9 protein-coding genes are annotated in these 12,901 nt (G+C 60.5%); 8 read left to right on the top strand and 1 reads right to left on the bottom strand.

Going from position 1 to position 12,901, the window contains the following annotated elements:
• Positions 1-25: 25 nt before the first annotated feature.
• Entirely contained in the window at positions 26-1,879 is a 1,854-nt protein-coding gene (locus tag MLC59_RS06290; protein WP_248232148.1) for a histidine kinase, read from the bottom strand.
• A gap of 174 nt (positions 1,880-2,053) precedes the next feature.
• On the opposite strand from MLC59_RS06290, the gene MLC59_RS06285 reads away from it, so the two are divergent.
• The 8 genes from MLC59_RS06285 to MLC59_RS06250 all read left to right on the top strand — a co-directional run bounded on the left by MLC59_RS06285 (position 2,054) and on the right by MLC59_RS06250 (position 12,889).
• Positions 2,054-3,325: an MFS transporter gene (locus MLC59_RS06285; RefSeq protein ID WP_248232146.1), complete on the top strand. Its 1,272-nt coding sequence runs from the start codon at positions 2,054-2,056 to the stop codon at positions 3,323-3,325.
• 140 nt (positions 3,326-3,465) lie between these two features.
• Positions 3,466-7,209, top strand: a complete 3,744-nt coding sequence (locus tag MLC59_RS06280; protein ID WP_248232145.1) for a nitrate reductase subunit alpha — start codon at positions 3,466-3,468, stop codon at positions 7,207-7,209.
• A complete protein-coding gene (gene narH / locus MLC59_RS06275) occupies positions 7,206-8,783 on the top strand; it encodes a nitrate reductase subunit beta (protein WP_248232141.1) in 1,578 nt (525 codons plus the stop codon). Before MLC59_RS06280 ends, narH begins: the two co-directional genes overlap by 4 nt.
• Positions 8,784-8,793: 10 nt before the next feature.
• Complete coding sequence (gene narJ, locus MLC59_RS06270; protein WP_248232139.1) at positions 8,794-9,534, top strand: nitrate reductase molybdenum cofactor assembly chaperone; 741 nt, start codon at positions 8,794-8,796, stop codon at positions 9,532-9,534.
• Between the two features lie 20 nt (positions 9,535-9,554).
• Entirely contained in the window at positions 9,555-10,235 is a 681-nt protein-coding gene (narI, locus tag MLC59_RS06265; RefSeq protein WP_248232129.1) for a respiratory nitrate reductase subunit gamma, read from the top strand.
• A 231-nt stretch (positions 10,236-10,466) separates the two neighbouring features.
• Positions 10,467-11,273, top strand: coding sequence for a peptidylprolyl isomerase (locus tag MLC59_RS06260; RefSeq protein ID WP_248232128.1), 807 nt, complete (start codon positions 10,467-10,469; stop codon positions 11,271-11,273).
• Between the two features lie 460 nt (positions 11,274-11,733).
• Positions 11,734-12,486, top strand: a complete 753-nt coding sequence (locus MLC59_RS06255) for a Crp/Fnr family transcriptional regulator (RefSeq protein ID WP_248232125.1) — start codon at positions 11,734-11,736, stop codon at positions 12,484-12,486.
• Between the two features lie 28 nt (positions 12,487-12,514).
• Positions 12,515-12,889 carry a putative zinc-binding protein gene (locus MLC59_RS06250; protein WP_248232122.1) on the top strand — a complete coding sequence of 125 codons (375 nt, stop codon included), beginning with the start codon at positions 12,515-12,517 and terminating at the stop codon, positions 12,887-12,889.
• The last annotated feature ends 12 nt before the right edge of the window (positions 12,890-12,901 follow it).

Raw genomic sequence — 12,901 nt, 5'->3', positions numbered from 1 at the left:
ATTGTGTTTATGGGCGTTACCGGTGCTAGCCGGCGCTGGCCTGGGTCAGGATCATATGACGGCTTTTCGGGATGAAGTTCAGTGCCACTTCCACTCCCTGGTCATTGCGGTTCTTCACGGTAACCTGCCCGCCCAGGGTACGGGCGCGGTCCTGGATAATGATCAGGCCATAATGTTGCTGCGGCTGGTCGCCACCGGGCAACCCCTTGCCGTTGTCCAGTATTCTGACCTGAACACGGGGGGATTCAAAGAGCACTTCTACGGTGACCTCCGTGGCTTCCGCGTGTTTGACGGCATTGGCAAGCCCTTCCCGGACGATCTGCAGGGTATGGATCTCCTCGTTCGGCGACAGGGTGTTTGGTGGCAGGTCGTATTTAAGGTGTACCTCCTGCCCCAGGCGCTCGCTGAACTCGCCCACGGTCTGGCGCAGGGCTGTCAGCAGATCCGGTGTGTCCAGCTTCAGGCGGAACGTGGTCAGCAGTTCCCGCAGCTGGCGGTACGCGCTGTTCAGGCCGGTACTCAGCTCTTCCAGGATGGCATCATGGGTTTGCTGGTGCTCACCGGTAATATCCAGCCGGCGCAGGCGTGCCACCTGCATTTTCAGGTAGGACAGGGACTGGGCGAGTGAATCATGGAGTTCCCGGGCAATTACGGCTCGTTCTTCTGCCAGGGTCAGCTGCTGTTCCTCGGTGATCTGTTTCTCCAGGAAGATGGCGGTGGCCAGCTGGTCGCTGAGGGTTTCCAATAGTCGCCGGGCGGTCTCGGACAGGCCCTTGTCAGCCGGGTACCAGACTTCCAGGGTGCCCAGCAGCAAACCGGGGGTGCGAATTGGCAGCATCAGCCGGCGGCCATCGTTGTCTTCCATCGGCAGTTCGTCGTACACCTCCGGTTTTACCAGGCAGGCGTTGCAGTGATTGTCACGGCAGTAGAAAGGTCGCTCCGGTGTCGCTGTCGTGATCGCCTCCACCGGCTCACTGGCGTGCTTGTCGTGCAGATAGAGTCTTATGGGGCCGATGCCCAGCAAGGCCTCAAGCTCCTGCAGCATGGGGATGGCGCCACTGCACAGGTCGTGGGTGGCAAACAGGGTGCGGCTGGCACTGTGGAGGATTTCCAGAGCCTGGTGGCTTTTTTCCAGTTCCCGGGTTTTGGATCGGGCCTCGCTCTCCAACTCGAAGTAGCTCACAGCCAGCTCGCTGGTCATCTGGTCAAAGGCCTGTCCCAGTCGGGAAAGTTCGTCTGCACCTTTCAGGTTGGCCTTGAGGGTGAAATCCTTGTCGCCTACAGCCGTCGCTATGCCAACCAGCTTGCGTAAGGGGCGAAGTACCCGGTTCTTGAGGTCCAGGAACAGAACAACGGCGATCAGGACGGAGAACACCAGGCTCAGGATCTGGATAACGTGCAGCAGGTCGATGCGAGCCTCGGTGCGGCTTTCCAGCATGGAGACCAGGGTGTCCACCTGGGCAACGTAGCTTTCTGTGGCATCCAGCAGGCTCGCACTTACCGCCTCACCCTCGGGGTGAGATTCGAGTGCTGGCCGCAGGATGGTCTCCCAGGTATTGCGAACAGTCCGGTGCTGGAGGTTAAGCGGGTGGTCGGCGTTCGCCGGAATGGTTCTGGTCAGGGAGGCCTGGGACAGTTTCGTGCTGTACCGTTCAACCGCTTCTTGTAAGGGGACGGTACGGTCCCCGTTACGGTCTGCTGCGATCGTCAGCAGGTGGAAAGCTCCCATGCGCAATGCACCTGCCTGGTTGATCGCAGTGGCATTACCTTCAATGCTGCGGGACACCATCAGGGTAGTGGCCATTCCCACAATCGCGGTTAGCACTATAGCGGCAACCACAATGGCGATGCGATTGACCAGGGGACTTCTCGATCTCATGAAAACTCATCTCTGGAGCACGGCGGGATAAAGCCTTTGAGCCGCGATTATCCATTGGCCTACCTCTTTGAGGATAGTCAATTACCCCGATAGGCAGTATCCCATCATAGTCTTTGACCCTTTACCTAGCAAAGAAGAGACTGAAAGCGTTCCTGTTTCTGTAGAGCCTGCCTCATGGAATCCCCGATTTACCAGGATGACGAAGAACAGCTCGCGTCGCTTGCGGTAATCCTGCCACTGGCTGTGGCCGGATTCATGCTGGCGGCCGGCTGCTGGGCGTTGTTCTCGGTAGCCGGGGTCTACATCCGTCATAGTCTGGCGTTGAACAGTGTCACCTTCGGTTTTCTGCTGGCACTGCCGATGGCTACGGGGGCGATACTGGCCATACCCGCCGGACTGGCGGCCCAGAAATTTGGCTCACGCCGGGTTATGGTGACCTGTATCACCGGCCTGGCGGCATGCATGTTGCTGCTGACCGTGGCGGATTCGCTTGCAGAGTTTCTGGTGGCCGGTGCCGGACTTGGCCTGGCGGGTGGTTATTACAGCGCCGGGCTGCAGTTTGTCACCCGGTATGCTCCCGCCCATCGAACGGGGCTGGTATTGGGGCTGTTCGGGGCAGGGATTACTGGTGTGGGTATCAGTTACTACCTTGTGCCGTTGATTCTGGATGCGTTCACCTGGGCTGTTGTGCCCGTTGCCTACCTGATCCTGCTCTCACTGGTGTTGGTGCTGGTTGTATTACTGACGGAGCCGGAAGATATGGGGTCCGGTGGCGTGGCGGAAACATCAACGAGGGCTCTGCTGGCCCGCCTCGGACGAATCCGGGTCTGGCAGGTGGCGGTCTGGTTCGGCGTAGTGGCCGGCAGTTTTTTTGGTCTCGCACTCTGGCTGCCGGACTACCTTGCCTCCCAGTATGAACTGCCGGTTCAGACCGGAGCGGGCCTTGCCCAGTGGTTTATTATCCCGGGTGCTGCGGCCCAGGTTCTCGGGGGCTGGCTGGGAGATCGATTCGGTTCCACTCGTGTCGCCAGTCGCTCGCTGATTGCCTGCCTACTGGCCCTGTTTGTGCTTTCCTATCCGCCGATGACCCTTCTGGTCCGGGGGATCGATCAGGTTATCCAGCTGGAATTCCTGATGCCGCTGCCGCTGGAAGGCGCGCTCATTGTTGTGCTGGGTGTGGCACTGGGCTGCACCATGGCTGCGCTACAGCGGACGATGGTGAAAGAAAACCGTGAGGCCACGGCCTTTGTGGCCGGACTGCTGCTGGTCAGCGCCTGCACCGTTGCGTTTGTCCTGCCGGTGGTGTTCGCCGCTGTCAACCAGTGGGTAGGCGTGCGCAGCGCGGTCTTTATGATTCTCTTCCTGTTACTCGTCACCACGCTGGTGTTGATGTCCCGCGACGCCCGTCGCCAGGAGCGCCAGGCCCTTCTCCATCCAGGGATATAGCCTGTCTACCCCGTGGGGGGTAGAGAGGGGTTATGAGGTAGTAACCACGCAGATTTCAGGGTCTCTCTCCCACACAATGGTCTCAACTCGGATTACATCGGAACAGCGATCCGGCCAACGGGTTGATGGAGAGAGAGACCATGAGTCATTTGATCGACAAACTGAACTACTTCAGGAAGAACCGCGAGTCGTTTGCCAACGGCCACGGCGAAACCCATGAAGTGAACCGCGACTGGGAAAACAGCTACCGCCAGCGCTGGCAGCACGACAAGATCGTGCGCTCCACCCACGGGGTGAACTGCACCGGCTCCTGCAGCTGGAAGATCTACGTCAAGAACGGCCTGGTTACCTGGGAGACCCAGCAGACCGACTACCCCCGTACCCGTCCGGACCTGCCTAACCATGAGCCCCGCGGGTGCCCCCGTGGTGCCAGCTACTCCTGGTACATGTACAGCGCCAACCGCCTGAAATACCCGCTGATGCGCAAGCACCTGATGAAGCTGTGGCGCGCGGCAAAGGCCCAGCACAACGATCCGGTGGAAGCCTGGGCCTCCATCGTGGAAGACCCGAAGAAAACCGCCGAATACAAGCCCCGTCGTGGCATGGGCGGCTTCGTGCGTTCCAGCTGGGACGAGGTCAACGAACTGATCGGTGCGTCCAACGTTTACACCGCGAAGAAACACGGCCCGGACCGGATTTTCGGCTTCTCCCCGATTCCGGCGATGTCCATGGTGTCCTACGCTGCCGGCAGCCGCTACCTGTCCATGATCGGCGGCGTGTGCATGAGCTTCTACGACTGGTACTGCGACCTGCCGCCGGCCTCTCCCCAGACCTGGGGTGAGCAGACCGACGTGCCGGAATCTGCCGACTGGTACAACTCCGGCTACATCATCGCCTGGGGCTCCAACGTGCCCCAGACCCGTACCCCGGATGCTCACTTCTTCACCGAAGTACGCTACAAGGGCACCAAGACCGTTGCCATCACTCCGGACTACGCGGAAGTTTCCAAGTTGTCTGACGAGTGGCTGAACCCGAAGCAGGGCACCGACGCTGCCCTGGGTATGGCCATGGGTCACGTGATTCTCAAGGAATTCCACGTCGACAAGCCCAGCGAGTATTTCACCGACTACGTGCGCCGCTACACCGACATGCCGTACCTGGTCATGCTGGAGCAGAAGGACGACGGCAGCTACGTGCCGGGCCGCTTCCTGCGCGCCAGTGACCTGGTGGATGGACTGGGTGAAGAGAACAACCCCGAGTGGAAAACCATTGCCATTGACGAGGCTTCCGGCGAGCTGACCGCTCCCAACGGCTCCATCGGCTATCGCTGGGGCGAGAAGGGCAAGTGGAACCTGAAGCAGATCGCCAACACCAAGGACGTCAACCTGCAGCTGTCCATGGTTGAGAAGCACGACGAAGTCGTCGACGTGGCCTTCCCGTACTTCGGTGGTATCGAGCACGACCACTTCCAGCACGTTGAAATCAGCGACATCCTCAAGCACAAGCTCGGTACCCGCAAGGTCCAGCTGGCGGATGGCACCGAAGGTCGCGTGGTCACCGTCTACGACCTGATGGTGGCCAACTACGGCATCAGCCGTGGCCTGGGTGATGACGACGGCGCCACTTCCTATGACGAAGTGAAGCCCTACACCCCTGCGTGGCAGGAAAAGATCACCGGCGTTCCCGCCGAGAAAGTGATCCGCATTGCCCGTGAGTTTGCCGACAACGCCGACAAGACCAAGGGCCGGTCCATGGTCATCGTCGGTGCCGGTATGAACCACTGGTACCACATGGACATGAACTACCGCGGCCTGATCAACATGCTGATCATGTGTGGCTGTATCGGCCAGAGCGGTGGTGGCTGGGCCCACTACGTTGGCCAGGAGAAACTGCGTCCGCAGACCGGCTGGCAGCCGCTGGCCTTTGGCCTGGACTGGCAGCGTCCGCCGCGCCACATGAACTCTACCTCCTTCTTCTACGCCCACTCCGGCCAGTGGCGCTACGAGAAACTGGGTGTGGACGAAATCCTGTCGCCGCTGGCGGACAAGTCCAAGTTCGGCGGCAGCCTGATCGATTACAACGTCCGCGCCGAGCGCATGGGCTGGTTGCCGTCTGCGCCCCAGCTGAACCGTAACCCCCTGGGTATCGCCGCGGAAGCCGAGAAAGCCGGTATGGAAGTCTCGGATTACGTGGCCAAATCCATGAAAGACGGCTCCCTGGCCTTCGCCAGTGAGGATCCGGAAGCGCCCCAGAACCATCCGCGCAACCTGTTCATCTGGCGCTCCAACCTGCTGGGCTCCTCGGGCAAGGGCCATGAGTACATGCTCAAGTACCTGCTGGGTACCAAGAGTGGCCTTCAGGGCAAGGACCTGGGTGTGGAAGGCGGTGCCAAGCCGGAAGAGGTCAAATGGCACGACGAGGCGCCGGAAGGCAAGCTCGACCTGCTGGTGACCCTGGACTTCCGCATGTCCACCACCTGCCTGTATTCCGACATCGTTCTGCCAACGGCCACCTGGTACGAGAAGAACGACCTGAATACGTCCGACATGCACCCGTTCATCCACCCGCTGACTGCGGCCACCGATCCGGCCTGGGAAGCGCGCAGTGACTGGGAGATCTACAAGGGCATCGCGAAGTCCTTCTCAAAGGCCGCCGAGGGTCACCTGGGTGTCGAGAAAGATGTGGTCACCCTGCCGCTGCTGCACGATGCGCCGGCCGAGCTGGGCCAGCCGTTCGATGTGAAGGACTGGAAAAAGGGCGAGTGCGAGCTGATTCCGGGCAAGACCGCGCCCAATTTCATTACCGTGGAGCGGGACTACCCGAACACCTATGCGCGCTTCACCTCCCTGGGCCCGTTGATGGACACGCTGGGTAATGGCGGCAAGGGCATCAACTGGAACACCGAGAAGGAAGTCAACTTCCTGAAGGACCTGAACTACACCCACCTGGAAGGTGCCAATGCCGGGCGTCCGAAGATCGACAGCGCGATCGATGCGGCAGAAGTCATTCTGACCCTGGCGCCGGAAACCAACGGCCAGGTGGCGGTGAAGGCCTGGGCGGCGCTGTCGGAGTTCACTGGCCTCGACCACACGCACCTGGCTACCAACAAGGAAGAGGAAAAAATCCGCTTCCGGGACATCGTGGCGCAGCCGCGCAAGATCATCTCCAGCCCGACCTGGTCTGGCCTGGAAGACGAGCACGTGTCCTACAACGCCGGTTACACCAACGTGCACGAGCTGATCCCCTGGCGGACCCTGACCGGCCGTCAGCAGTTCTACCAGGATCACGAGTGGATGCGCGCCTTCGGTGAGAGCCTGCTGGTGTATCGCCCGCCCATCAACACCAAGGCGGTGGGCAGCATGATCAATCAGCGGAGCAACGGTAACCCGGAGAAAGCACTGAACTGGATCACGCCGCACCAGAAGTGGGGTATCCACAGCACCTACAGCGACAACCTGCTGATGCTGACCCTCTCCCGCGGTGGCCCGATTGTGTGGCTGAGTGAAGACGACGCAAAAGAGCTGAGTATTGAGGACAACGACTGGATTGAGCTGTTCAACGCCAACGGCGCCATTGCAGCGCGGGCCGTCGTCAGTCAGCGGGTCATGCCCGGCATGGTGATGATGTACCACGCCCAGGAGCGGATCGTGAACATTCCCGGCTCCGAGATCACCGGAACCCGCGGCGGTATCCACAACTCGGTCACCCGGGTCTGTCCGAAGCCGACCCACATGATCGGCGGCTACGCCCAGTACTCCTACGGTTTCAACTACTACGGCACCGTAGGCTCCAACCGCGACGAGTTCGTGGTGGTGCGCAAGATGCACAACGTCGACTGGCTCGACGGTGAAGGCAATGACACTGTTCAGGAGGCTGTAAAATGAAGATCCGTTCCCAAGTCGGCATGGTGCTGAACCTGGACAAGTGCATCGGTTGCCACACCTGTTCAGTCACCTGCAAAAACGTATGGACCAGCCGTGAAGGCATGGAGTACGCCTGGTTCAACAACGTCGAGACCAAGCCCGGTATCGGCTACCCGAAAGAGTGGGAGAACCAGGACAAGTGGAAGGGCGGCTGGATGCGTGACAGCTCCGGCAAGATCCGTCCGAAGATCGGTGGCCGTTTCCGGGTACTGGCGAACATCTTCGCCAACCCGGACCTGCCGCAGATCGACGACTACTACGAGCCGTTCGACTTTGACTACCAGCACCTGCATACCGCAGGCGACAGCAAGCACCAGCCGGTGGCCCGGCCCCGTTCGCTGATCTCCGGCGAGCGCATGAAGAAAATCGAGTGGGGCCCGAACTGGGAGGAAATCCTCGGCACCGAGTTTGCCAAGCGTCGCAAGGATAAAAACTTCGACCAGGTGCAGGCGGACATCTACGGCCAGTTCGAGAACACCTTCATGATGTACCTGCCGCGCCTGTGCGAGCACTGCCTGAACCCGGCCTGCGTTGCCAGCTGCCCCAGCGGTGCCATCTACAAGCGTGAGGAAGACGGCATCGTCCTGATCGACCAGGACAAGTGCCGTGGCTGGCGGATGTGTGTGTCCGGCTGCCCGTACAAGAAGATCTACTTCAACTGGAAGACCGGCAAGTCCGAGAAGTGCATCTTCTGCTACCCGCGGATCGAAGCCGGGATGCCCACCGTGTGCTCCGAGACCTGCGTTGGCCGGATTCGCTACCTGGGCGTGCTGCTGTACGACGCAGACCGCATCGAAGAAGTGGCCAGCACCCCGGGCGAGCATGAGCTGTATGAGAAGCAGTTGGAAATCTTCCTGGATCCGTTTGACCCGGAAGTGATCGAGCAGGCGAAGAAGGACGGTATTCCGATGAACGTCATCGAAGCCGCCCAGCAGAGCCCGGTGTACAAGATGGCGGTGGACTGGAAGCTGGCCCTGCCGCTGCACCCGGAATACCGCACCCTGCCCATGGTCTGGTACGTGCCGCCCCTGAGCCCGATCCAGTCCGCTGCAGAGTCCGGAAAGGTGGAGTTCGACGGTGTACTGCCGAAGATCGAAAGCCTGCGGATTCCGGTCAAGTACCTGGCTAACCTGCTGACCGCTGGTGACGAGAAGCCCATCGTGCTGGCCCTCAAGCGGATCATGGCCATGCGCCTGTACAAGCGCGCCGAGACCGTGGAAGGCAAGGAAGACCTGCGAGCCCTGGAAGAGTGTGGCCTGACCAAGGCCCAGGCGGATGAGATGTACCGCTACCTGGCCATCGCCAACTACGAGGATCGCTTCGTCATCCCGACCAGCCACCGTGAGCTGGCAAAGGAAGCCTTCCCGGACGCCGATGCCCACGGCGAGCGTGGCGGTTGCGGCTTCAGCTTCGGCGACGGCTGCAACGGCGGTGACAGCGACTTCAGCCTGTTTGGCGGCAAGAAGCAGACCACCAGCATGGTCCAGAAACTCTCCACCGTGAAGCAGGTGGACCCGAAGCAGCTGCAGGAATAAGGAGCACATCATGCAATCACTGAAAGTCATGGCACGGCTGCTGGAATACCCCACCGCCGAGCTTCGGGACGCACAGGATGCCATGGTTGCCGCTGTCCTCGAGGACAGCCGGCTGCCGCGGCAGAACAAGGAACAGCTGCTGCAGGTGGTCGACCACGTCTGCGACGGCGACCTGCTGGACGTACAGGAAGCCTACGTGGGCACCTTCGACCGGGGCCGGGCCACCTCCCTGCTGCTGTTCGAGCATGTCCACGGCGAATCCCGGGACCGGGGCCAGGCAATGGTTGACCTGATGGAAGAGTACCGTCGCAACGGGCTGGAAATCGACGCCCGGGAACTGCCGGACTACCTGCCGCTGTTCCTGGAATACCTCGCCACCCGCCCCTGGGACGAGATCCGTAACTGGCTGGAAGATATCCACCATATCCTCGGCCTGCTGGGTGAGCGCCTGTTCCAGCGTGAGAGCCGCTACCACCTTGTGATGGACTCATTGCTGGCCCTGTCGGGCCGGCAGGTGAACCGCCAGGAACTGGCCCAGATCGTTGCCTCCGAGGAGCGGGATGACACCCCGGAAGCCCTCGACAAGGTCTGGGAAGAGGAAATGGTGAAATTCGTGGATGACCAGGGCAGCTCCTGCAGCACCGGTGGCGTCGTAGGCCAGCGCCGCCGCGAGCTGGAGCAGACCCAGACCATCCACCTGAGTGATCAACTGATGACGGACGTGACTCCCCGTCAGGCAGGGCGCGCCTGAGGGCGCCGGAGGAAATGACAATGTCCTATATCAACACACTCCTGTTCGGAATCTATCCCTACATTGCCCTTCTCGTGCTGTTCGTCGGCACCTGGGCACGCTATGACCACGGCCAGTTCACCTGGAAGGCCCATTCCAGTCAGATGCTGCGCAAGAAAAACATGGTGCTTGCCTCGGTACTGTTCCATGTAGGCGTGCTGGTGATCTTCTTCGGTCACCTGGTGGGGCTGCTGACGCCTCACGCACTCTATGAACCCTTCATGACTCCGGGTACCAAGCAGGTCATGGCGATTGTGGTGGGTGGCATTGCCGGTGTCATGGCACTCATTGGTGGTGGCATGCTGGCCTGGCGTCGTCTGACTGATCCGCGGATCAAGGCCAGCAGCACCTTCGCCGACAACATGATCATCGTTATCCTGGTGGTCCAGCTGGCCCTCGGCCTGCTCACCATTCTGCCCACCCTGGGGCACCTGGATGGCGGCACCATGCTCAAGTTCTCCGCCTGGGCACAGGGCATCTTCACCCTCCAGGGCTCCGAGGTGGCGAACTACATCGCCGACGTGCACTGGATCTACAAGACTCACCTGTTCCTGGGGCTGACCATCTTTGTACTCTTCCCGTTCACCCGGCTGGTACACATGCTGAGCGTGCCGGTGGAGTATTTCGGACGGAAGTACCAGGTGGTGCGTAAGCGCGCCTGAAAGCGGACACCAGGATAAAAGACTGTTCGGCCACGGAATCCACGGAAGAACACGGAAAAGTACAAAAGAGCAACGAGAAATCAGCCAGGGATGGCACTGTAATCACGGATGAGAAGATGAAGCATCTTGCTGCTTTCTGAGTTCGTCCTTAAGAGTCCGTAGAAAAAGAGTTCTTTTTTCCGTGTTCTTCCGTGGATTCCGTGGCAAATAACGTTTTTGGAGACCATCACCATGCAACTGATCCCCACCGGCGAAGCCGACAAGCCCAGAAACCAGTTCCCGCCGGTCTACGTGGGTGAGACCCTCATCCACGAAGACGACATCGCCCGGGAAATGCAGCACCACCCGGCGGAAGAACTGGCTGAAGCCTGGCACGAAGCCGCCCGCAGCCTGGTGATTCGCCAGCTGTTGCTGCAACAGGCAGAAACCCTGCAGCTTCCGGAATCCATTGACGAAGAAGACCGGATTGCCCGGGTGCTGGAAATGGAACTGAACGTTCCCGACCCGTCCGAAGAAGACTGCGAACGCTTCTACGCCGCCAACCCGGCCCGGTTCCGCAGCCCGACCCTGATGGCCGTCAGCCACATCCTGCTGGCCGCGGCGCCGGATGATGTGGAAGAGCGCATCCGCCAGGAAGAGGCCGGCCGCCAGCTGCTGTCCTCCCTGCTCGATGGTCGCGCCCAGTTCGCTCCGCTGGCAAAGCAGTACTCCGCCTGCGAGTCTCGCCACCAGGGCGGCAGCCTGGGCCAGATCAGCAAGGGCCAGACCGTCGAGGAATTCGAGCGCCCGGTGCTCAGCCTGCAGGAAGGGCTTCATCCGGAACTCATCGAAAGCCGCTACGGCTGGCACATCGTCCGGGTCGACCAGCGTATCGACGGCGAACAGCTGCCTTACGAACACGTCAAACCCCAGATTCGCCAGTACCTGAGCGAAAGCGTCACCCGCCGGGCGTTCCGTCAGTACCTGCAGGTACTTGCGGCTGAAACCGGTGTGGAGGGTGTCGACCTGGAGCTACCGGATTCGCCTTTGATGCAGTAACCAAGGTCGGTGCCTTAAGCGGTAACTGCCAAGCGAATAAGGCCTGTGGCCGGGGTTCCTTTCCAGGACCGTGCGGAGCTGAAGCAGTTCCTGACCCAGCCAAAATGGGTACGCTCTGTTCCGGTCTTCTCCTGGATGCGTTTGCAACCAGGTTGGCAGGACGAGGGCCGGGGACACTTTTCCAGACTGTGCGGAGCCAGGGATGGCGGAGCCCAAGCGACACATGGATGTGCCTTTAGGAGCGTGTCTGGAAAAGTGTCACCGGTTCTCGGCCCTACGCCAGACCCTGCAGTCTGGTAACGGAGTTCCGCAGCCAAACAAGTTAGACCCCGACCCGTTGAGGTAAATCAATTACTCCTCAAGAACTGCCGGAATACCCCCATAGGGGGACGGTAATTTCCCCGGCCTCCGTCTACTATGTAAATCATCATCTGGAATGCATATATAGAGGGAGTCAGCCATGGCACTCGCACAAACCACCGACAAGCGCTACGAAAAGCCCGTACTGCTCGCCGCCAACAAACCCTTCGAGGAAGAGAGCGGCCTGGCTGCCCTCCAGGACCATCCCCTGTTCGCAAGCCTGGACAAAAAAGACCTGGACCACGTGCTCCAGCAGTCCCGCCGCGTCAGGCTTGGACACCACCAGCTGCTGTACCGTCAGGACATGCCTGCCCATCACTTCTTCTTCGTGATCTCTGGCCGCCTGCGCCTGTACCGACTGGATGCCTCCGGGGTTGATCGTACCCTCGACAGCCTCCAGCCTGGCGACTGCTTCGCCGAAGTCATGATCTACGCTGATCCTCCCCGGTATGCCTGCTATGCCGAGGCTCTGAAGAACAGCGAAGTGCTGATGATTCCCGTTGGTGTCTACCAGGACCTGATTGACCGTGAGCCAAGGTATGCGCGGGCGGCCCTCCAGCACTACGCCAAGCGCGCCGTCAGCCGTTTCCACGAACTGGAAATCATGACCGTGCAGAGTGCCCGGGACCGGCTCATCCGCTACCTGATTGACCTGCTGCCCGAGAGTGCCCGTCAGCAGGGCGGTGAAGTGGAACTGCCGCTGCCCAAGTGCCTGGTGGCCTCCCGCCTGGCCATGCAGCCGGAAACCTTCTCGCGCATTCTGGCGGACCTGAAGAGCAACGGCCTGGTGCGGGTCAACCGCAGCAAACTGTTTATCTCGGATCCCATGCGCCTGACCCAGATCGGTCAGTAATCACTTACTGGAATTAAAAGGGGGCACAATGACCGCCCGCAAGCAGAGACCACTCATCTACTCCTGTTCCGGCTGCTCGGACGTGGCCCAGCTGGCCAACAACGTTGCGGTAAAGCTGGACCATGCTGGTGAGTACGAGATGTCCTGCATCTCTGGCGTTGGAGGCAAGGTGCCGGCGCTGGTGAAAACAGCGCAGTCTGGTCGCCACATCACCGTTATCGACGGTTGTCCGCTGCATTGCGCAAAGCATTGCCTCGAGAACGTCGGCGTCACGCCGGACGAGCATGTCCGCCTGTACGACTACGGCTTCAAGAAGCGCTATGGCAAGAGTTACGACAACGAATCGGTAGACGAAGTCTGCCAGGCCGTACTGGCCAGTCAGGGTGGGCCAGTTTCTCCCTGATCCTGGCCGCCC

It is taken from the genome of Marinobacter bryozoorum (genome assembly GCF_023156245.1).
In the GTDB taxonomy this organism is placed as follows: Bacteria; Pseudomonadota; Gammaproteobacteria; order Pseudomonadales; family Oleiphilaceae; genus Marinobacter; species Marinobacter bryozoorum.
Note: the sequence above shows the minus strand (reverse complement) of the source record. Positions and strands in the feature narration are given on the sequence as shown.

Bases quoted from the DNA above. Each gene is read 5' to 3' on its own strand.
- MLC59_RS06290 (WP_248232148.1), bottom strand. From the start codon at position 1,879: ATGAGATCGAGAAGTCCCCTGGTCAATCGCATCGCCATTGTGGTTGCC.
- MLC59_RS06285 (WP_248232146.1), top strand. From the start codon at position 2,054: ATGGAATCCCCGATTTACCAGGATGACGAAGAACAGCTCGCGTCGCTT.
- MLC59_RS06280 (WP_248232145.1), top strand. From the start codon at position 3,466: ATGAGTCATTTGATCGACAAACTGAACTACTTCAGGAAGAACCGCGAG.
- narH (WP_248232141.1), top strand. From the start codon at position 7,206: ATGAAGATCCGTTCCCAAGTCGGCATGGTGCTGAACCTGGACAAGTGC.
- narJ (WP_248232139.1), top strand. From the start codon at position 8,794: ATGCAATCACTGAAAGTCATGGCACGGCTGCTGGAATACCCCACCGCC.
- narI (WP_248232129.1), top strand. From the start codon at position 9,555: ATGTCCTATATCAACACACTCCTGTTCGGAATCTATCCCTACATTGCC.
- MLC59_RS06260 (WP_248232128.1), top strand. From the start codon at position 10,467: ATGCAACTGATCCCCACCGGCGAAGCCGACAAGCCCAGAAACCAGTTC.
- MLC59_RS06255 (WP_248232125.1), top strand. From the start codon at position 11,734: ATGGCACTCGCACAAACCACCGACAAGCGCTACGAAAAGCCCGTACTG.
- MLC59_RS06250 (WP_248232122.1), top strand. From the start codon at position 12,515: ATGACCGCCCGCAAGCAGAGACCACTCATCTACTCCTGTTCCGGCTGC.